The sequence below is a fragment of the Sphingomonas sp. HMP6 genome, from assembly GCF_013374095.1.
Taxonomy (GTDB): domain Bacteria; phylum Pseudomonadota; class Alphaproteobacteria; order Sphingomonadales; family Sphingomonadaceae; genus Sphingomonas.
On record NZ_AP022672.1, the window covers coordinates 755,090 to 776,644 of the forward strand.

The window sequence follows — 21,555 nt, forward strand, 5'->3', positions numbered from 1 at the left end:
CGGGCTGTTTGCGTGGCACCTGTGCAATCGAGCGGGGACGCAAACACTTTGTTTTTACGAGCTTTTTCGACAAGCGTGATCGCCATGTCGGCGCAGTCGCAGCAAGCGCCCCCGGTTGTCGTGGTGACCCCACCGGCGGCGCAGCAAACGGCAGAGCCGCCGATCGTAACCGACGATGCGTTCGACAAGGCGTTGCCGCCGCTGTCGAACGACATCAACGCGCCGCTGGAGCCGATGCTGCCAGTAGCGCCAGCGGTGCCTGAAGTGGCTGCACCTCCCGAATTGATCCAACCGTTGCCGGCGTTGTCGGCGTTCGACACGACGCCGCTCAACGACGTGATCGTGACGGACGCAAAGGCGCCCGACATCCGCTATGATACCGCGCTGCGCGGGCTCGATGCGGTTGGCCTCACCGGGCAGTTCAACGGCCTCTCGGCGTTGAAGAGTGGCGGCGGCAAGGCGCCCAATGCGACGGTCGTTTCGGCGCGCGCACGCGAGGATGAGGCGCTGGCGGTGCGGCTGATGAAGTCGCTCGGGTATTATGATGGGACTGCCGTTTCCACGTTGGAGGTGATTCCCGGTGAGACGGCGCGCGTGCGCGCAGTTGTTTCGGCGACGCCCGGCAAGCAATATACGCTCGGGTCGATCACCGTTCAGGCGCAGCCGACGACGCCGCCGGGGTTGGTGGAAAGTCAGCTTGCGCTCAAGATCGGCGATCCAATCGACGCCGCGCGCGTGCAGGGGGCGGAGGCGAACGTCGCGCTGATCCTGCCGCAACGGGGTTATCCGTTCACCAAGGTCGGCCAGCGCGATATTCTGCTCGACGATCTGGCCGGGACGGGTGCGTACACCTTGCCGGTCGATACCGGCCCCCGCGCGTCGTTCGGCACGTTCACCACCGAGGGGCGGCTGGCGTTCGGGGCCGAGCATGTCAGCGTGCTGACACGCTTCAAGCCCGGTGAACTCTACGATAATCGCAAAGTCGACGATCTGCGCGCGGCGTTGATTGCGACCGGGCTGTTTGCCACCGTCTCGGTCGAGCCGCTGCGGACCGGCAACCTCAATCCCGACGGGACCGAGCAGGTCAATTTGCTGATCGAGCAGGAACGCGGTCCGCCGCGGTCATTGTCGGTAAGCGGTGGCTACAGCACCGGGCAGGGTATCCGGCTGGAAGGTGCGTTCACGCACCGCAATTTGTTCCCGCCCGAAGGCGCGCTGATCGCGACGGCGGTGGCGGGGACGCAGGAACAGGGGGCGACCGTTACCTTCCGCCGCGCCAATGCCGGGCGGCGCGACAAGACGGTGACGCTGACGGCAGGTGCCAACCATTCGAATTATGATGCGTTCGATGCTTTCACGACCACTGTTTCGGGTCGGATTTCGTACGATTCTACGCCGATCTGGCAGAAGAAATTCACCTATGCCTATGGCTTCGAACTGACCGGCACGAATGAGAGCGTGTTCGATTTCGGGCTGGGCGCGCGCAAGCGCGGCACCTATTTCATCGCTGCGCTCCCGGGGCAGGTCGAATTCGACCGGTCGGACAGCTTGCTCAATCCGACCAAGGGTTATCGCCTGAAATTCAGCCTCAGCCCGGAGACGTCGGTGCGCGGCGCGGTGCGGCCCTATGCGCGGACGCTGATCGAGGCGAGCGGCTATTATCCGGTCGGCGGCAGCATCGTGCTGGCCGGGCGCGTCCGCGCGGGGTCGATCGCGGGGACGGGCCGCGACGATCTTGCGCCGTCGCGGCGCTATTATGGCGGCGGTGGCGGATCGGTGCGCGGCTACGGCTTCCAGCGGCTTGGGCCGCTCGACCCGCAGGGCAATCCGGTCGGCGGGCGATCGATCAACGAATTCGCGCTGGAGGCGCGCTATCGCTTCGGCAATTATGGGATCGTGCCGTTTATCGACGGCGGCAATGCCTATGAAGGTTCGCTGCCCAAGGGTGGCGATTTGCGGCTGGGTGCCGGTATTGGCGGGCGCTTCTATACCAATTTCGGGCCGCTGCGCGTCGACGTCGCGACGCCGCTGAACCCACGCAAGGGCGACGGCAAGGTCGCGCTCTACATCTCGATCGGACAAGCGTTCTGATGGCCGACGAAGAGGTGATCGTGGTGCGCGCGCCGCTTTGGCAACGCGTGCTGAAATGGACCGGCGTCGCGTTGATCGGGTTGGTGGCGCTGGTCGGGCTGGTCGTGCTGGGGCTGAACACCGCTCCCGGGCGACGGGTCATCGCGAACTATCTGGGCGACTATACCACCGCCGCAGGACTCAACATCAAGGTCGGGCGGATCGAGGGTTCGCTTTACGGGAAGATGGTGCTGACCGACGTACGTGTCAGCGATCCGCAGGGGGTGTTCCTGAGTTCGCCCCGGATCGCGGTCGATTGGCGACCGTTCGCCTATGCCAGCAACCATATCGATGTGAAGTCGGCGCAGGCGGCACGGGTGACGATGGCGCGCTCGCCGGTGTTCAAGCCAGTACCGAGCGACCCCAATGCGCCGATCCTGCCCGATCTCGACATCGATATCGGGCGGCTGACGGTCGACCGGATGGTCCTGGCCAAGCCGGTGACGGGGACAGTGCATATCCTCAGGATCGACGGGGCGACGCATATTGCCGACCGTCGCGCGCAAGTGACGGCGGATGTGGCCGCGTTGACCGGGGCGGGCGTCGCGGGTGGGGATCGGTTGCGCTTCAAGCTCGACGCGGTACCCGATCGCGATTTGCTCGACATCGACACGCGGCTGACGGCGCCCGCAAATGGCGTGGTCGCGGCGATGAGCGGGATCAAGGCGCCGGTAGATTTCACGGTTGGCGGCACGGGAAGCTGGAAGGCGTGGACCGGCAAGGCCTCGGGGACGCTGGGCGGTGCATCGTTTGCCGATCTGGCGCTGACCGCGAAGAGCGGGCGCTTCACGGTGCGCGGCTCGGCGAATCCCGGACTCTATCCAGGCGGCGCGCCGAAGGATCAGGCGACGCCGACCAATCCGCTCGCGCGGTTGACCGCGCCACGCCTCGATATTGCGGCCGATGCGACGCTCGATCAGCGCAAGATGACGCTGTCGGCGACCGCGCGTTCCGATGCGCTGGCGGTCGATGCCAAGGGCTTGCTCGACTTTGCGGCGAGCACGTTCGGGCAGTTCGCGGTCAATGCGCGGCTGCTCACCCCCGGCGCGATCGCCCCCAATTTGAACGGGCGCGATGTTACCGCGCGCGTGGTGCTCGACGGCAAATTCGCCACGCCGACGGTTAATTATGTCGTGACGGCGGGCGTGCTCGGCTTTGGCGAGACGCGGGTCGAGCGGCTCTATGCGTCGGGGCTGGCGCGGATCGACACCGACCATATCATCGTTCCGGTCGCCGCGCGTGCTGCGCGCGTGACGGGGCTGAACGCGGCGGCGGGCGGCTTGCTCGATAACGTGACGATCAACGGCGACTTCGCGATTGCGGGTGACAAGCTGCTGTCGGACAATTTGAAGATCCGATCGCGCAAGATCGATGCGACTGCCCTGGTCGTCGCCGATCTGTCGACCGGCCTGTATCGCGGTGCGCTGAACGGGCGCGTCAACGATTACCGGATCGACGGGGTCGGGATCGTATCGCTGCGCACCGATGCCAAATTGATAACGGTGCCGAGCGGCGGGTTCGGGATTACCGGCCATGTCGCGGCGCGGACGTCGCAGATTTTCAACGAAGGCGCGCGGAGCTTCCTGGGCGGGAATGCGGTGGCGACGGCGGATGTCGGCTATGATCCGAACGGGATTATCACCTTTCGCAATTTGCGGCTGAATGCGCCGCAATTCCGCGTGACGCGCGGGCAGGGGCGGTACGATCCGAAGGGGCCTTTGCTGGTCGATGCCGATGCCTATTCGACAGCCTACGGGCCGCTGTTCGCGCGGGTTTCGGGCACGGCGACGCAGCCCGTCGTTTTGCTGCGCGCGCCGCGTCCGGGTGTCGGGGTCGGGCTCGTAAACCTCGAGGCGCGGGTGCGCGGGACCGGCTCCGCCTACGCAGTCCTGGCCAAGGGTGGGACGCAATATGGCCCGTTCAGCGCCGATTTGCTGGTCAATCCGGCCAAGCAATTGACCGTCGATATCCGCAACGCGCGCTTCGCTGGGGTCGATTTCAAGGGGCGCGTCCAGCAACTTGGCAGCGGTCCGTTCGGCGGGCGCGTGACCTTTGCCGGGTCTGGCATCAGCGGCGCGGCGTTGCTGGGTGCGCAAGGGTCAGTGCAGCGCGTCGATGTTGCGGCGCGGGCGAACAACGCGAAGATTCCGGGCGATGTGGATTTCACGATCGGCCGCGCAATCATCAACGCGCGCGCGGTGCTCTATGCCAACGCACCGCAGATTGTCGCCGACGCGCAGGTCGCCGACCTGCGGTATGGGCCGACGGTGCTATCCACTGCACGCGCGAAGGTGAATTACACCGGCGGCAGCGGCACCGCGCAGGTTGTGGCGCAAGGATCGAACGGCGTGCCGTTCCGCGTCGCCGCCAACGCGCGGCTCAGCCCGAAATTGTGGCTGGTCGCGACGCAGGGCCAGGCGAACGGGATCGATTTCAAGACCGATACCCCGGCGCGGATCGAGATCGACCGCGGCGTGTATCGACTGCAGCCAACACGCATCGGGTTCGGCGCGGGTAAGAGCGCCGGATCGGCGCGGATTGCAGCGGATTATGGCTCCGGCCTGTCAGCGAAATTGCGGCTCGATGCGCTCGATCTGTCAGTCGCCAATGCGCTGATCCCCGATCTTGGGCTGGGGGGATCGGCAACAGGATCGCTCGATTACACGCAGCCGCGCGGTGCTTCGGTCCCGCAGATCGCCGGGCAATTCCGGGTGAAGAACTTCACGCGCTCCAGCCTCGCCAGCGTATCCGAGCCGGTCGATCTGGTGGCGCAGGTCGGGCTGAGCAACGCCGGTGGCGAGGCGCGCGCGCTGATCCAGCGCGGCGGCACGACGGTCGGGCGGCTGGTCGCGGCGCTGCGGCCGCTGGGCGGTGGCGCGAGTTGGACCGAGCGGCTGCTGTCGGCACCGCTGTCTGGCGGCATTCGCTACAATGGTCCCTCGGGCGTGCTGTTTTCTTTCGCCGGGCTGTCGAAGCAACAATTGTCGGGCCCGATCGCGCTTGCCGCCGATTTCGGCGGGCGCGTGGATGCGCCGCAACTGACCGGGCTGATCCGTGCCGATTCGCTGACCTATGACAATGAGACATATGGCACGCGGCTGACGCAGATGAAGCTGGCCGGGCGTTTCACCAGCGACCGGCTGGAGATCACACAAATGTCGGCGCGCGCGGGCGAGGGGACCGTGCAGGCGCAGGGTTCGGTCGGATTTTCCTCGGCCGCGGGCTTCCCGATCGATTTCCGCGCGACGCTCAACAATGCGCGATTGGCGCGCAGCGATGCGCTCGGCGCGACGGCGACGGGCACGATCGCGGTCACCAACAGCAAGGCCAATGGCGGACTGATCAAGGGCGATTTGCGCATTCCCGAGGCGCGCTACGAGATCATCCGTCAGGGCCAGGCCGAAGTCGCCGAACTGACCGGGGTCCGCCGCAAGAGCGACCTAGTCAAGGCCGCCGCCGCCGGACCTGCCGAGGCACCGGTCGGTTTGTTCAAGCTCGATCTGCGCGTCCGCTCCGACAATCAATTGTTCGTGTCGGGCATGGGGCTCGAGTCCGAATGGGAGATGGACTTGCGCGTCCAGGGGACGTCGGCGGCACCGCGCATCGTCGGGCGGCTGCAGATCGTGCGCGGCACCTATTCGTTCGCGGGCAAGCGTTTCGACGTGACCAAGGGGGATGTGCGCTTCGACGGCGGTCCGCTGGCCGATCCGCAGATCGCACTCAGCGCCACCACGACGACCAACGACATCACGGTGGTGATCGACGTTACCGGCACTGGGCAGAAGCCGCAGATCGCGTTCAACTCAACCCCCGCGCTGCCGCAGGATGAGGTGCTGAGCCGCTTGCTGTTTGGGGATTCTGTGACGAATCTGTCGGCGATCCAGGCGATCCAGCTCGCCTCCGCGCTCAATTCGCTGCGCGGATCGGGCGGCGGGCTCAATCCGCTCGGCAAATTGCGCTCGGTGGCGGGAATCGACCGGCTTCGAATTCTGGGTGCGGACGAAGCGACCGGGCGCGGGACGTCGCTGGCTGCGGGCAAGTACATCACTAACAACATCTATGTCGAAGTGATCACCGACTCGCGCGGGTTTACCGCGACGCAGTTGGAAGTCTCACTGACCAAGGCGCTCAGCGTGCTGTCGCAGGCGGGGTCGTTTGGCGGTTCGAATATCACGGTGCGCTACAAGAAAGATTTCTAATCGCAACCTATCTCTTCCCGTAAGCCGAAAAATCGAATATCGGGTATCCTCGAACGAGGACGGTGCCGGATATGACAATCGAACATTTCGACGTTGTGGTGGTCGGCGCAGGCCTGTCCGGGATCGGCGCGGCCTATCATCTGCAGACGATGAGCCCGGATCGCTCTTACGTCATTCTCGAAGGGCGGGCGGCGCTTGGCGGGACGTGGGATCTGTTCCGCTATCCCGGCATCCGTTCGGATTCGGACATGTACACGCTTGGCTATTCGTTCAAGCCGTGGACCGAGGCCAAGGCAATCGCCGATGGCCCGTCGATCCTCAAGTATGTCAGCGACACGGCGCGCGACTTCGGAATCGACCAGCACATTCGCTTCAAGCACCATGTCAAGCGCGCCGCCTGGTCGACCGCCGACGCACGCTGGACAGTCGATGCCGAGGGGCCGGACGGGCCGGTGAGCTACACCTGCAATTTCCTCTTCATGTGCAGCGGCTATTATAATTACGCGCGTGGCCACACGCCCGAGTGGAAAGGCGCCGATAGCTTTGCCGGGCGGATCGTGCATCCGCAATTCTGGCCGAACGATCTCGATTACGCGGGCAAGAAGGTCGTGGTGATCGGCAGTGGCGCGACGGCGGTCACCTTGATCCCGGCGATGGCGGATACGGCAGCGCATGTGACGATGCTGCAGCGCTCCCCGACCTATGTCGTCTCGCGCCCGGCCGAGGATGCGGCCGCGAACTGGCTGCGCTCCAAACTGCCTGCGAAACTTGCCTATAGCCTGGTGCGCTGGCGCAACGTGCTGTTCGGGATGTTCTTTTTCAACATGGCGCGAAAGCGCCCGGCGAAGGTGAAAGACCGGCTGATCGGGATGGTCCGCGATGAGCTCGGGCCGGAGTACGACATCGACCGGCACTTCACGCCGAAATACAATCCGTGGGATCAGCGACTGTGCCTCGTCCCCGATTCCGATCTGTTCGAAGTGTTGCGCAGCGGCAAGGCCTCGGTCGTGACCGACACGATCGACCATTTCACACCCGGCGGCATCGCGCTCGCATCGGGCGAGGAGCTGGCAGCGGACGTGGTCGTCACCGCGACCGGGCTGGAATTGCAATTGCTGAGCGACGTGACGTTCAGCGTCGACGGCGCGCCGGTCGATTTGTCCAAGACGTTCAATTACAAGGGTATGATGTTCTCGGACCTGCCGAACATGGCGACCTCGTTCGGCTATACCAATGCGTCGTGGACGCTGAAGGCGGACCTCACCTGCGCCTATGTCTGTCGCTTGCTCAATACGATGAAGGCGCGCGGGCTGCGGCAGGCGACGCCGCGGGTCGGCGATGTCGAACTGACGCCGGCGCCGTTCCTCGATTTCAGCTCGGGTTACGTGACGCGCGCGATGGAGAAATTCCCCAAGCAGGGCAGCAAAGCGCCGTGGCGCGTGCATCAGAATTACGCGCGCGATCTGCTCGCGCTGCGCTACGGATCGGTCGACGACGGGATGGAGTTCTCCAACCCCGCGCCGGTCGCTGTGGCGCGCGAGACCGCTTCGGTCTGACGCCTACGCAACGTGTCGCTCGACGGGATGCTTGCACGTCCTAGCGACATTGTTGCTTGCGGTGTTCGTTCGAACGAACTAATAGCGCGCGCTATGCTGCAACACCGACTGCTCGAGATCGCGATCGCCGAATTCGCCGCCAAGGGGCTGGAGGGCGCGAGCACGCGTGGCATCGCCACCGCGGCGGGCACGGCGATGTCGTCGATTACCTATCATTATGGCGGCAAGGAAGGGCTTTACCTCGCCGCGGCGGATTACATCGCGGTGCAACTCTGCGAAGAAATGGCCCCCGTCATCGACGAGATCGATCTCTCGGCGGAGATCGGTGCGGTTGAGGCGCGGCGCCGCATCCACGATATCTTGCGCCAGATGATCGACACGATGGCCGGCGACAAGAGCGCGGCCTGGTCTTTGTTCATCATGCGCGAGCAAATGGCGCCGACCGAAGCGTTCGACCGGATTTACGGCGGGTTGATGGGCAAGATGCTCGAAACGCTCTGCGAATTGGTGTGCATCGCGACGCGGGGCGAGGATCGCGATGCTGCGCGGATCGTGGTCATCACGCTGATGGGCCAAGTTCTTGTCCTGCGTGCGTCGCGTGCGACGGTGTTGAAGCTGATGAAGCGCGACACGATCGATGCGGATGCCGTTGCCACGCTGCAGCAACGCATTGCTGCCAATACCGATGCCATACTCGACCGGTTGATCACCGAAGGCCAGGACCGTTCATGAGCGCCGACCAGAGCAAGCAGCCGCAAGACGACACCGCCAAGCCCGACGACGCCCCCAAGAAACCCTCGATCTTCAGCAAGCCGTTGTTCTGGGTCGTGCTGGTGGTCGTGGTGGGTGCGATCGTGATCGGGTCGGTGCTCTATTATCTCGACGCGCGGCAATATGAGACGACCGACGATGCGTTCGTCGATGCGCATATCGTGCGGATTTCGCCGACCGTGGCGGGGACTCTGAAACAAGTGGCGGACGTCGACAATCGCCATGTCGAGGCAGGGCGTCTGCTCGCGGTGATTAGCGCGTCAGGACCGGAAGCGCGGCTTTCGGAAGCGGCCGCCGATGTGAAGCAGGCCGAGGCACAGTTCGAGCAGGCGCGCGCGCAGGTCGCCGCAGCACAGGCGACGCGCGATCAGGCTGCGGCGCAGGCGCGCGGTCCGCTCGCCACCGCGGCCAAGGCGCAGCAGGACCTGGCCCGTTATGAGGCGCTGCAGCGGATCGATTCGGCTGCGGTGGCCGGGCAACAGCTTGATGCCGCCCGCGCCGTCGCGCGTTCGACCGCTGCCGAAGCGACCGCTGCGCGCCAGCAAATTGGCAGTGCCGCCGCCAATGTCGAAGTTGCCCGGCGTCAAGTCACCGCCGCGCGCGCCGTGATCGAGGCGCGGCAAGCTTCGGTGCGTCAGGCCAATGTCACGCTTGGCGACAACCGGCTGACCGCGCCGGTTTCCGGCCAGGTCGTCAACCGGCAAGTCAATGTCGGATCCTATGTCGGGCCGGGGACGCAATTGATGGCGATCGTGCCGGATCACATCTGGGTTACTGCGAATTTCAAGGAAACCCAGTTGCAGCGGATGAAGATCGGCCAGCCAGTCATGATCACGGTCGATGCCTATCCCGATGTGAAATTCACCGGGCATGTCGATTCGGTCCAGCGTGGGGCAGGGCAGGCGTTCGCGCTGCTGCCGCCACAAAATGCGACGGGGAATTACGTGAAGGTCGTGCAGCGCGTCCCGGTTCGGATCGAGTTCGACGTGAAGCCGGGTGGCCCCGATCCGCGTAAATACCCGCTCGGGCCGGGCATGTCGGTCGTGCCGACGGTGAAGGTCCGCTAGGATGGCGACGGCCGGCGCGCAGGACGGCTGGGATCCCTCACGATCGGCGGCGGGCAGCTACAGCCCGTGGCTGATCGTGGCGATCATTTCGATCCCCACCTTCATGGAAGTGCTCGACACCTCGATCGCGAACGTCGCGCTCGATCATATCGCCGGTGGCCTGTCGATTTCGAACGACCAGGCGACGTGGGTGCTGACCAGCTATCTCGTCGCCAATGCGATCATCATCCCGATCAGCGGCTGGCTGTCCGACGTGATCGGGCGGAAACGCTATTTCATGATCTCGATCGCGTTGTTCACCCTGTCGTCGTTGCTGTGCGGGCTTGCGCCCAATCTGACGACGCTGGTGATCGCGCGCGTGCTGCAGGGCATCGGCGGAGGCGGTCTCGCCCCGGTCGAGCAGTCGATTCTAGCCGACACCTTCCCGCCGCGGTTGCGCGGGATGGCGTTTGCTGCCTTTGCGATCGTGGTGGTGGTGGGGCCGGTGCTCGGACCGACGCTGGGTGGATACATCACCGAAAATTCGAGCTGGCACTGGGTGTTTTTGATCAATGTGCCGATCGGGATCGCGTCGCTGTTTCTGGTCAATATCTTCGTCGACGAGCCCAAAGCGATAAAGGACGACCACGCCAAGCTGCTGAAGCGCGGCATTAGGGTCGATTATATCGGGATCATCCTGATCATTCTCGGGCTCGGCTTCTTCGAATATACGCTGGACCGCGGGCTTCGCGAGGATTGGTTCGCCAGCAGCTTTATCGTGACGACAGCAACGATCTCGGCGGTCTCGCTGATCGCGCTGGTGCTGTGGGAGCTGAATAACGACGATCCGGTGATCGATCTGAAATTGCTGAAGAGCCGCAATCTTTCGCTCACGCTGCTGATGATGGGGGTGACGGGCATGATCCTGTTCGGCACGACGCAGCTTATCCCGCAGATGTTGCAGCAAGTGCTCGGGTACACGTCGTTTCAGGCGGGGCTGGCGTTGACGTTCGGCGGGCTTGCGACGCTAGCGGCCGTGCCGTTTGCGGGGCGCCTGTCCGGCAAAGTCGATGTGCGGTTGCTGCTGTTTCCGGCGTTGCTCGTGCAGGCGTTTGCATTGTGGAACATGACGCACCTGAATGCCGACATCACCTTTCACGATGCGGCGATCGCGCGGCTGTTCCAGGCCATGGCGCTGCCGTTCCTGTTCGTGCCAATCAACGCCGTCGCCTATGTCGGCCTGCCGCAGAACAAGACCGCGCAGGCATCGAGCTTGCTCAATATCGCGCGCAATTTGGGTGGATCGATCGGAATTTCGATCTCGCAGACGTTGTTGGCGACCGGGTTGCAGCGGCATCAATCGAATTTGGTCAATCCGCTCAACCCGTTGAATCCCAATTACAATGACTGGATGCAAAAGGCGCAAGGGGCGTTCGGCGACGCGACGACGCCGCTTGCCGTGCTGTATCAGACGGTGCAGCGGCAGGCGGCGATGCTCGCCTTTCTCGATGTGTTCCAATCGTTGATGATCGTGGTGCTGTGCGTGGCACCGCTGGTATTCTTTATGCGCCCCGGCAAGGCCGGTGGCGGTGGTGGAGGCATGGGACATTGACCCGCTTATCCGTGGCAATTGCGCTCCTCGGAGCGACGCTGCTTGCCGGCTGCACCGTTGGCCCAGACTATCGCGCGCCGACGCTGGCCGTGCCGCCGAGTTTTGCCGAGCCGCAAGGCAGCGCGTCCGGCGCGGCGGTCGATCCCGCGCGGTGGTGGACCACGTTTGGTGATCCGGTGCTGACCGCGCTGGTCGAGCGCGCTTTGAAGGACAGCCCCGACGTTGCGATCGCGGCATCCCGTGTGCGGCAAGCACGGCTGCAGGAGATTGCGGCTTACGCGGTCGGTCGACCCACGGTCCACGCGGTCGGCAATGTGTCGCACGTCGAATTTAGCAAGAATGCGGGGTTTTCTTCGCTCGCAAGCCTGTTCTCGGGCGGGAGCGGTGGCGGGAGTTCCTCGGGCGGCGGCATCGCTTTGCCCGGCGGTGGCATCACCACCTTTGCCGCCGGGTTCGATGCAAGTTGGGAGATCGACCTGTTCGGCGGTGGGCGGCGTGGGGTGGAGAGCGCGGTTGCGCGAACCGATGCCGCGATCTGGTCGCAGCGCGATGCCGCGGTGACGCTGAGCGCCGAAGTGGCGCAAGCCTATTTCGCGTTGCGTCAGGATCAGGCGCAGATTGCCGTCGTCGAGGAAGAGCGCGGGCACCAGCGGCGCGCGCTGGAGATTGCCGGGAACATCGCGAAGGTTGGCTTGAGCCCGCAGATCGATGTGACACGACAGCGCCAGTCGATCACCAGCCTCGAGGCGCGGCTCGAGCCGTTGCGCGCCGATACGCGCGTCCGCATCCATGCGCTCGGTATCCTGCTCGGTGCCGAGCCCGAAAGCCTGAGCGCGGTGTTGAAGGCCCTGCCGGTCGCGCCTGCGTCGATCCCGGTGGTGCCGGCGGGCCTGCCGTCGGACTTGCTCCGCCGCCGCCCGGATATCCGCGCGGCCGAGCGCCAACTGGCCGCGTCCACCGCCGACATCGGGGTGGCCGTTGCCGATCTGTATCCGAAGTTCAGGCTGACGGGGATGGCGGAATTCCTGTCGACTTCGCTTGCGTCGCTGCTGTCGCGTGACAGCATCCAGGCGACCGGTGTCGGCGGCGTCAGTTTCCCGCTGCTCGATTGGGGGCGACGCAAGGCGACGGTGGGCATCCGCAAGGAAGACCGCGAACAGGCGTATCTGCGTTACAAGGCGACCGTTCTTGGCGCACTCCGCGACGTTGAAGACCCGCTGGCGCGGATCGATGCGGAACGGCGGCGCAATGCTGCGCTGACGCGCGCCGTTGCCGATGCCGAAGCGACCGCCCGCGCCGTGAACGCGCAATATCGCACCGGTTTCGTCGCGCAGACCGCGCTGATCGACGCACAAGTCAGCGTACTGATCGCGCGCGAGCAGCTGGTTGCCAGCGACGCCCAATTGCGGGTGGACACGGCGGCGCTGTTCAAGGCGATCGGCGGCGGCTGGGACGAAACGCCGAGCGGGTGACTGGCACGGGCGGGCATAAGGGCCTAAAGTCCAGGCCATGGATACCAAGGACTTACGCGCCGCCGCGCTCACCCATCTCGGAGCGCTGATCGCGTTCGACACCACGTCGCGTGATTCAAACCTGACGCTTATCCAATATGTCGAGGCCTTTCTGGACGGATATGGCGTGGCCAGCCGCCGGGTGGTGAACGCGGATCGCACAAAATCCAATCTTTACGCGACAATCGGGCCTTCGGTGCCGGGCGGCGTGGTCTTGTCGGGGCATACCGATGTCGTGCCGGTCGATGGGCAGGCATGGAGCAGCGATCCATTCACGCTGACCCGGCGCGGCGAGCGGCTGTACGGGCGCGGCACGTGCGACATGAAGGGGTTTCTGGCGCTTGCGCTGGCGGCAGTGCCGGCCTTTGCAAAGGGGCAGACCGCGCGTCCGCTGCACCTGGCTTTCTCGTATGACGAAGAAGTGGGCTGCCTCGGCGCCCCGTCGATGATCCGCGAACTCGTCACCGGTCTGCCGAGCCCGCTCGCGGTGATCGTGGGCGAACCGACGAACATGGAGGTCGTCAGCGGGCACAAGGGCATCTCGACCTGGCGCGTGACCGTGACCGGCCACGAAGCGCATTCGAGCCTGACGCACCTCGGCATCTCGGCCAATATGGTCGCGGTCGGCCTGATGGCGCGGTTGCGCGACCTGGCGACCGCGCTGGAAGACCATGGCAATCCGGCATCGCTTTACCATCCGGCACACGCGACCCTTACAATCGGGCTGATCCAGGGTGGGACCGCGGTCAACATCCTCGCGCGCGAATGCAGCTTCGTGTTCGATTTGCGCACGCCACCCGGTCAGGACCCAGATGCGATCATCGCCCCGTTTCTCGCCGCCTGCGGGGCGGAGGATACGGCTTTGAAGCGGCAGTTTTCCGACGCCGGGGTCCAAGTCCAGCGGCGCTCCGCCACGCCGTCCTTCGCGCCCGAGATCGACGGTCCGGCCGAGTTGCTCGCGCGGCGGCTGGCCGGTGACAATGGACCTGCGCGCGCGGTTGCCTATGCGGCGGAAGCGGGCCAGTTTCAGGGGGCTGGCTTCTCGACGATCATCTGCGGCCCCGGCTCGATCGAGCAAGCACATCAAGCCGATGAATATATGGAAATTACGCAATTCGAGCGTGGCGCGGCGTTCATGACGCGGCTTTGTGACGCGATGGCGTGATTTTCAACGCTACAAAAGCGCCAAAATTCTTACTTAGCTCTTTTTTTTGACCAATTCCGCCGGGGTTTCTTGGAAACTTCGTGTGTCCCGAATCGGGAAAGAAACGGCCTGAGTAGACTCAATACATAATTCGGATTGGAGCGTTGTCGGATGTGAGAGTTCCGATCCGATCCGGCAATAACCCGTTCAAAAGTCGACCGAGTTAGCTCCGCATCGGATCGGATGGTCGGTTTACCAGGGGCGCGAAGTTTCGCCGTAAACCAGTTTCAGAATGAAGCTCAACATAACGTTTCTCCCTTGTGCACTCAGGCGAGTGCACAAGATTCTTAATGGAATCTTAAGGACAAAGCAAATCAAGATCGGCCAAGGTCGGGAGTCGCGGAAAGACTGCTTAACCGTTCGTTGAGGCCTTTGGAGTACCGCGATTGCCATGGGAAACGCCCGGCATCCACCAGCGGCAACGCGCCGACCGACACAAGCGGTCTTACGCCAGCCCGATGACAGGATTGAGGCGCCACAACTCGCTGGCCCAATCCCCCGGCGTAATTCGGGAAATAGTGGGTCGGCGCCGTGGATACTACCCGCGCTATCCGATGGGGTCGGCCGCGATCTAACCTGGACCTTCATCGCCTTTGTTGAGATAACGAACTTTGCGGCGTTGCGGCGATATCTCGGTCGGACGCGCGCCGACGCGTTGGTACTTGACCTAGAAAAACGGATCGTCTCCGCTTTGCCGACAACAATATCGACAGTAATCGGTCGGCCGACGATCGAACTAACGTTCGACGGTGCTTCCTACGCCGACCTCGAAACCACGAATGCACAATTGCGTGCTGCGATTTCAGCGCCGTTCGATATCGACAATGAAATGCACACGATCGAGATTGTCATCGGCGCTGCCGGTGCGCCGATCGGTACGACCGAGGATGTCCGGCTTACCGAAGAAGCCGAAGGAGCGTTGGAGGAAGCGCGGCAAGAGCGCCGCAGCGTGCTTCGCGACCTGTCCGCTGGAACGCCGGCGTTCGACCGTCTGACGCTCACGCGCGAACTGCCGCTTGCCATCGTAAATGGCGAGATGTTTCTACAATATCAGCCCAAGCTGCATGTGCGCGATCAAAAAGTCGCGAGTGCGGAGGCGCTAGTGCGCTGGCAGCACCCGACGCGCGGCCTGATCCTGCCAAGCGATTTCATCACGGTAGCCGAGGAAGCGCGGCAAATTTCGGCGCTGACGCTTTGGACGCTGGATGAAGTCATTCGAGACCAGCGGACGATTGCCAAAGATGGGCACGATCTTACGATTTTCGTCAACATTTCTGGGCAGTTGCTGGGTGAAAAATCGTTCGTTGAAGCGGCGTGCGAAAAGGTCCGCGACGGCGGCGCTAAAATCGGATTCGAAATTACCGAGACTGCCGTTATTCGCGACCCCGACTGCGCGATTGCGAATTTGAAGATCTTCGCAGACCAAGGCATCACCATTGCAATCGATGATTATGGTGCCGGCCTTTCGTCGCTCGCCTATCTCAAACAATTGCCGGCGCGCGAACTGAAAATTGACAAGATGTTCGTGCTGCAGTTGACGAGCAGCAACCGCGATCCGCTTATCGTTCGCTCGACGATCGATCTCGCCCATGCACTGGATATGGAAGTCACCGCGGAGGGTGTCGAAACCCAGGCGGCAATGGCGCTTTTGTCGGTGATGGGATGCGACATGATCCAAGGGTACCTGATCAGTCGTCCGGTCTCCATCGACGCGTTTCGGCGGTACTTGCGCGACGATGTTGCGCGCCCGCTGGAGGACGCGCGCCAGTCGATGTTCAAGCGCCCAGCGACCTTTTGGAAAAGCGCTTGAACATAAGTGTTAGCCGCTTAGCCCGGTCTTAACGACTTCACGAGCATGGTCGCCGTGATGAGGCGCCTTTACCTCCGCGCGTTTGCGATCTTGCTGCTTGCCTCGGTCGAGCCACGCCTCGTCATAGCTGCCGCAACCGCGCAAGCGCCAGTGGCATCCAGCGCCCTGTTCGAGACGTTGATCGCCGATGCACGGGCACAAATGCTGATTGATCCGGCGCAGACCATCGTCCAGGCGAAAGCGGCCGAGCAGATGGCATCCACGATGCCGGACCGGCAGAAAACCGTCGCAATCGCGACAGCGAAATGGTTGCAAGGCGAAGCCTATGTCCGTCTAAATAACGCTGCCGCCGCCGCGCCGCTGATCGACAGCGCCATCAGGATGGTTTCCAAGGCAGGGGTGGTCACCAAATTGAATGGCGACCTCTTGCTATCGCGTGGTGGGTTGATGACAGCGCAGGCAGACGTGGCGGGCGCATTAGCTGCCTATCAACAAGCGCACGATGTGTTTCGTTCGATCGGCGAAACCCGCAGCCAAGCGATCGCATTGGTATTGATGGGTGTCCTTTACACGGAAGCGGACGATCACGAGAATGCGCTGAAATACTTCAAGCAAGCGCTGGATGTATATCAGGCAGATCAGCAGCTTCTTTTCTCGGTATATACAAATCGCGGGGTGTCGCTGCAGGAACTTCATCGTTTTGCCGCGGCGCAAGTTGAGTTCCGCGAAGCGCTAAAGGTCGCCCGCGCGCTGAAAAGCCCTAATCTTGAAGGCCAGACGCTGCGCAATATCGCGCGTGGTCAATTGGAGGCGGGGCAACTCAGCGCCGCTGATCGCAGCATCGCATTGGGGTTCCAGGCTTCACGGGGTGGCGATGCCGCGTCGTCGCGCGCGCACTTTCTCGTGCTTTCGGCTTGGTCGGCGCGGCTCCACGGACGCATGGGTGAGGCGGAGCGTCTGATCCGGCGGGCATTTGGCATGGTCGGCACCGAAAGCTCCACGCTTGATCTGCGCGAGGGACACCAGACGGCGTACGACATCTTCAAGAAAACCGGAAACCAGGGGCAAGCGCTGCTCCACCTGGAGGCGCTCAAGAAATTTGATGACAAGACCTCCACGCTGGCGGCGTCGGCCAATACGTCGCTTGCCGCCGCGCGGTTCGATTTTGCCAATCAGGAACTAAAGATCGAAAAGCTGAAGCGCGCGCAGTTGCAGCGCAATATCGATGACGCGAAGCAACGCGCCCAGACGCAGCAGCAAATCTTTGCGGTGCTTGGTCTCGCGTCGCTGATCATCGTCGCGATGCTTGCGTTCGGTTTGATCACAATCCGGCGCAGCCGTAACGAAGTGCGCGCTGCCAACGTCGATCTTGGCCTGACCAACGCCGCACTCGGCAAGGCGCTGGCCGCCAAGACCGAATTCCTTGCCACGACCAGCCATGAGATCCGCACGCCGCTCAATGGCATTCTCGGGATGACGCAAGTGATGTTGGCCGATGCGGCGCTCAGCGCGCCGCTGCGTGACCGGATCGGCGTCGTGCACGGCGCGGGCCTCACGATGCGCGCGCTGGTCGATGACATTCTCGATATTGCGAAGATGGAAACCGGGAATCTGACGATCGAGCGCGTGCCGTTCGATCTGACGGCGACGTTGCGCGACGTTTGCCGGATGTGGGAGGAGCAAGCCCGCGCCAAGGGTCTGGACTTCACGCTGGACGTGCAAGAGGCACCGACGATGATCGAAGGCGATCCGGCGCGGATCCGCCAGATCGCGTTCAACCTGCTGTCCAATGCGCTGAAGTTTACCGATAGTGGCGATGTCACCGTGCGCGCCTTTGCCAGCGATACGATGCTGTCGATATCGGTCGCGGACACCGGCCTCGGCATTCCCCCGGACAAGTTGGACATCATCTTCGAATCGTTTCGCCAGGTCGATGCGGGGACGACGCGCAAATATGGCGGCACTGGCCTGGGGCTGGCGATTTGTCGCAACCTCGCGCAGGCGATGGACGGCGATGTTCGCGTCTCGAGCACGCCAAATGCCGGGACCATTTTCACGCTCGAAATTCCGCTGCTGCTCGCTGAAGCACCCGACGCCACGCCCGACGAAGCCCCGAGCGGGCCTGGCGCGCTGTTGATTCTGGACCGCAATCCGATTTCACGCGCGATGCTGCGCGCTGTCCTGGAAGCGCGCGCCGGGACTGTGCTGTTCGCGTCGAGCGCCGATGAGGCGATTGCGCACATCGGCACCCGCCGCGTGGCCCGCGTGCTAATCGATGATGCGACGATCAAAGCGGCGGACGATGTCGACGCTGCGTTGCAAGCGCTGGGCGGACTCGACGTGATAACGGCATTGCTGTGGCCTGCGCCGGATGCGGCCGATCGCGATCGGTTCACCGCACTCGGCATCGACCATGTCATCGCCAAGCCGATCGCCGGTGCAGCGCTTGCCGCCATCTTGTTCAATGCGCCAAGTCGCGGCGAAGCCGGGCTCAATCGACTTGTATCGCAAGCGGCGTGACCCGATAGAGATGGCCGATATGCCCGCACCCTCCACCTTTGATCGTCGCGCGAGCCGCAGACGATGAACATCCTGTTCATCGAAGATGACCCGATGAACCGGCGTGTCGTGAAGGATATGCTGGATGTCGCCGGTGCGACCATGACCGGTGCGGAAAGTGCCGAAATCGGGCTCGAGCTGATCGGCAAGCATGATTTCGAAATGGTCCTCCTCGATTTGCGCATGCCGGGCATGGATGGGTTCGAAGCGTTGCGGCACATCCGCGCGCGTGGCGATGCGAAAGCGCAACTTCCGGTTATCATTCTGACCGCCGATACAGCGGTCGATCTGCGCGAGCGGTGTCTCGCCGACGGTGCGGATGAAGTGTTGTTCAAGCCGGTCGCGATGGATTCGCTGTTCGATGCGATCGGGCGGATGCTCGCGAAAGGTGCCGGAGACGGCATGATCGGCTGATCCGGTGCCGGATCGTCCAGCAATCGTATAGCGCGGAGCCGACTAGCCTGATCTATTCACCGGCAGCGTTTCTCAGCCGATGGGTCAGCGCAGGCGTCGTGTAGCCGCAGGCAGGGCGCATGGGTCCCAAGCGCCTGTCTCATCGCGGGTTCACAGTTTGGGGCGGAGTTGATGGGCGGGGTTCGTTTGGCGGCCACTGCCGCATCGATCATGGTCCCGTGGTGCGCAAGTTGAGCGCGATGGATCGGAACAGCGCGGCATCGGGACAGGCGCTTGCGAAGGCGATGCGGATGCGGCTGGTGGTTTCGACGACGCGCGCGGCGACCTTGAGCAGCCGCAGGCGGATGGTCGCGAACTCGGCGGTGCGGAGCGTGGCGGTTGCGGGCATAGCGTGCCGCACGGCCCACATCAGCCAGTAGGCGGCGGTGTGAAGGATGAGCCGCATCTGATTGGCGTTGGCCGAGCAGCAGGAGGTTCGGTCGCTCTTCAGCTGCGTTTTATGCAGCTTGATCAAGTTTTCCGCCTGGCCGCGGGCGCAGTAAAGCGTGTCATAGATCCGTTCAGCGCTGCCCTCGGCAAGCGAGGTGACAACGAGGCGGATGTCGAGGCCGAGGCTGCTCGCCTCGATGCGAGCAACGACGCGACGTTCGGTATTCCCCCAGGTTTTCGCAGCGTAGCGCGTCTCTGCGTAACGCCTTAGTTCGACCAGTCCCTGCAATGCCCGGTCGGTCGCGCAGGCATCGCCTTCCCGAACGATGACGGGATCGGCGTGGAGCGTGCGGTTGCCGGGCAGCCCGAAGATGTAGTCGATTCCGTTCGCCTCGCACCAGGCCATCGGCTCTGGCCGACCGTAATGACCATCGCCGCGCAGCGTGATCCGGGTATCGGGCCAGTGGCGACGGATACGTCGCACGAGCCGGCGAACATGGCCGGCGACTTCCTTGCCCGACGGCGTTTTGCCGGTGCGCAGCAGCATCGCAACCGGCCGCCCGGTAGCGGTGTCGTAGACATGGATCGGCAGGAAGCAGCGCTCGCCGTAGTGGCCGTTCCAGAAAGAGAGCTGCTGCGCGCCGTGTACGACGTCGACGGTATCATCGATGTCGAGCGTCACCGCCGCAGGTGGCACGGGGTAGCTCGCGCAATAAAGGTCGACCAGCGTACCGGTCAGACGGATCAACTCGCGCGTAGTCGGCGCGTTTTCCCACCGGCTCATCGTCGGCTGGCTGGCCAGCCCGAACGGATCACCCGGCAGTTTGCCGAGCGCCAGCTTGAACCCTGGATCATGCCGCAGGGCGTCGAGATCATTGGCGTCTTCATACCCACACGAGATCGCGAGCATGCGGGCGCGCAAGATGTCGGCGACCCGGTGGATCACCCGACCCTGATCGCGCGGATCAGCGATGCAGGCGGCGAGCCGATCCGCGATCCCCAACCGCCGCTCGGCCTGTGCGAGCAGTAGCACGCCGCCGTCCGACGTCAGCCGACCGCCGTCGAACGCGGCGGTGATTTTTCGACCACGAATGGCTGGGAAGGTGAAGGAGAACCCACTATCGTCGGCCATGGCGGTCGTGGCACTTTCTGTCTGGAGCAGAGGGATGGCGTAAGCACCCTTTCTCTACTCCAAACCAAAGACTTAGACCACGATCGCCACCACCGATTATCGCTCCCGATGAATAATCCGGGCTAGATCGGCCGCGTAACGATCGACCGATAAGTGGCGTATAGCGCGCATTCCCCTCGCTGGAGTGCGTCATGCCCGAACCTCTTCTCGATCACCTACTGGCGACGATGGACGTCGCCGTCGAGGCATTCGCGGTGTGCGAGGTGCGCAAGGGTCTCCGACTGATCGGTGGTGCGAGCAAGGCGATCGAGGTGCATTATGTGCTGTCGGGCACGATGTACCTGACCGTGCCGGGCCAGCCGGTCATGATCTGCCCGCCCGGCAGCGTCGTCATTGTTCCACCCGGCGTCTCCCAAGTGATCGCGGCGGACCAGCACCCTGCGCGCGATGTCGGTGCGGCCGACAATTGTCGGATGACCCGCGACGGCCTGATGCTGTTCGATGCTGCCGAGGGAGCACCCGGCGACGTACGCGTCGTGTGCGGCCTGGTGTTCGCGAACATCTCGGGCTCGTTCGGCTTGCTTGACGCGGTAAGACGCCCGATCGTCGAGGATCTCTCCGATCTGGCGATCGTCCAGAGCGGCTATCGCATGATGATCGAGGAGATTGGCGGCGGCGCGCTGGGCACGCGTGCATTGACAGGCGCCTTGATGAAGGCGTGCCTCATCATCGTGCTGCGCCGGCATTTCGCGCGCGCCGGGCATGGCTCGGGCGTGCTCGGAACGTTGCGCGATCCGCGGCTGGGCAAGGCGATCACGGCGATCCTCGACACGCCGGCCGCGCAGCACAGCGTCGCGAGCCTTGCCAGCATTGCGGGGATGAGCCGATCGGCCTTCGCGCGTGAATTTTCGACTACCTTGTCGATGAGCCCGATGGCCTTCGTAGCCAAAACGCGGCTGCATCATGCCGCCGAATTGCTGAAATCGACGCGCTTGCCGGTGAAAGTGATCGCCGCCAGCATCGGCTTTGCCAGTCGCAGCCATTTCAGCCGCGCCTTCGCCTTGGCTTATGGGGCGGACCCGAGCCGCTTTCGCAGCGGCGCGTCGGCTCCGACGCAGCCTGTAACGCCGCACGCGCTTTCCGCGAATGAGCGGCATGTCGCGTCGATGACGGTGTGACGCA

The 21,555-nt window shown here is 63.6% G+C and carries 13 protein-coding genes; 12 read left to right on the forward strand and 1 reads right to left on the reverse strand.

Annotated elements, in window-relative coordinates; genetic code table 11:
* Positions 1-84: 84 nt before the first annotated feature.
* The 11 genes from HMP06_RS03935 (at position 85) to HMP06_RS03985 (ending at position 18,812) form a co-directional block, all read left to right on the forward strand.
* The gene (locus tag HMP06_RS03935; protein ID WP_176495929.1) at positions 85-2,091 is read left to right on the forward strand and encodes an autotransporter assembly complex protein TamA; all 2,007 of its coding nucleotides are present in this window, start codon (positions 85-87) and stop codon (positions 2,089-2,091) included.
* On the forward strand, positions 2,091-6,329 hold the full coding sequence (locus HMP06_RS03940) for a translocation/assembly module TamB domain-containing protein (protein WP_176495930.1): 4,239 nt from the start codon (positions 2,091-2,093) through the stop codon (positions 6,327-6,329). The genes HMP06_RS03935 and HMP06_RS03940 overlap by 1 nt, the downstream gene beginning before the upstream one ends.
* A gap of 71 nt (positions 6,330-6,400) precedes the next feature.
* Positions 6,401-7,885, forward strand: coding sequence for a flavin-containing monooxygenase (locus tag HMP06_RS03945; protein ID WP_176495931.1), 1,485 nt, complete (start codon positions 6,401-6,403; stop codon positions 7,883-7,885).
* Positions 7,886-7,978: 93 nt separating this feature from the next.
* Positions 7,979-8,617, forward strand: coding sequence for a CerR family C-terminal domain-containing protein (locus HMP06_RS03950; protein WP_176495932.1), 639 nt, complete (start codon positions 7,979-7,981; stop codon positions 8,615-8,617).
* Positions 8,614-9,723: an HlyD family secretion protein gene (locus HMP06_RS03955; RefSeq protein WP_176495933.1), complete on the forward strand. Its 1,110-nt coding sequence runs from the start codon at positions 8,614-8,616 to the stop codon at positions 9,721-9,723. Before HMP06_RS03950 ends, HMP06_RS03955 begins: the two co-directional genes overlap by 4 nt.
* A gap of 1 nt (position 9,724) precedes the next feature.
* On the forward strand, positions 9,725-11,314 hold the full coding sequence (locus HMP06_RS03960) for a DHA2 family efflux MFS transporter permease subunit (protein ID WP_176495934.1): 1,590 nt from the start codon (positions 9,725-9,727) through the stop codon (positions 11,312-11,314).
* An 11-nt stretch (positions 11,315-11,325) separates the two neighbouring features.
* A complete protein-coding gene (locus HMP06_RS03965; RefSeq protein ID WP_232089855.1) occupies positions 11,326-12,786 on the forward strand; it encodes an efflux transporter outer membrane subunit in 1,461 nt (486 codons plus the stop codon).
* Positions 12,787-12,823: 37 nt separating this feature from the next.
* The gene (gene argE / locus HMP06_RS03970) at positions 12,824-13,990 is read left to right on the forward strand and encodes an acetylornithine deacetylase (protein WP_176495936.1); all 1,167 of its coding nucleotides are present in this window, start codon (positions 12,824-12,826) and stop codon (positions 13,988-13,990) included.
* An 868-nt stretch (positions 13,991-14,858) separates the two neighbouring features.
* On the forward strand, positions 14,859-15,839 hold the full coding sequence (locus HMP06_RS03975) for an EAL domain-containing protein (protein ID WP_232089856.1): 981 nt from the start codon (positions 14,859-14,861) through the stop codon (positions 15,837-15,839).
* A gap of 57 nt (positions 15,840-15,896) precedes the next feature.
* Positions 15,897-18,359: a sensor histidine kinase gene (locus HMP06_RS03980; RefSeq protein WP_176495937.1), complete on the forward strand. Its 2,463-nt coding sequence runs from the start codon at positions 15,897-15,899 to the stop codon at positions 18,357-18,359.
* 63 nt (positions 18,360-18,422) lie between these two features.
* A complete protein-coding gene (locus tag HMP06_RS03985) occupies positions 18,423-18,812 on the forward strand; it encodes a response regulator (protein ID WP_176495938.1) in 390 nt (129 codons plus the stop codon).
* A gap of 208 nt (positions 18,813-19,020) precedes the next feature.
* Here the strand turns inward: HMP06_RS03985 and HMP06_RS03990 are convergent, their stop codons facing one another.
* Positions 19,021-20,373 carry an IS1380 family transposase gene (locus tag HMP06_RS03990; protein ID WP_176495742.1) on the reverse strand — a complete coding sequence of 451 codons (1,353 nt, stop codon included), beginning with the start codon at positions 20,371-20,373 and terminating at the stop codon, positions 19,021-19,023.
* Positions 20,374-20,564: 191 nt separating this feature from the next.
* Here HMP06_RS03990 and HMP06_RS03995 point away from each other — a divergent pair, with 191 nt between their 5' ends.
* Positions 20,565-21,551, forward strand: a complete 987-nt coding sequence (locus tag HMP06_RS03995) for a helix-turn-helix domain-containing protein (RefSeq protein ID WP_176495939.1) — start codon at positions 20,565-20,567, stop codon at positions 21,549-21,551.
* The last annotated feature ends 4 nt before the right edge of the window (positions 21,552-21,555 follow it).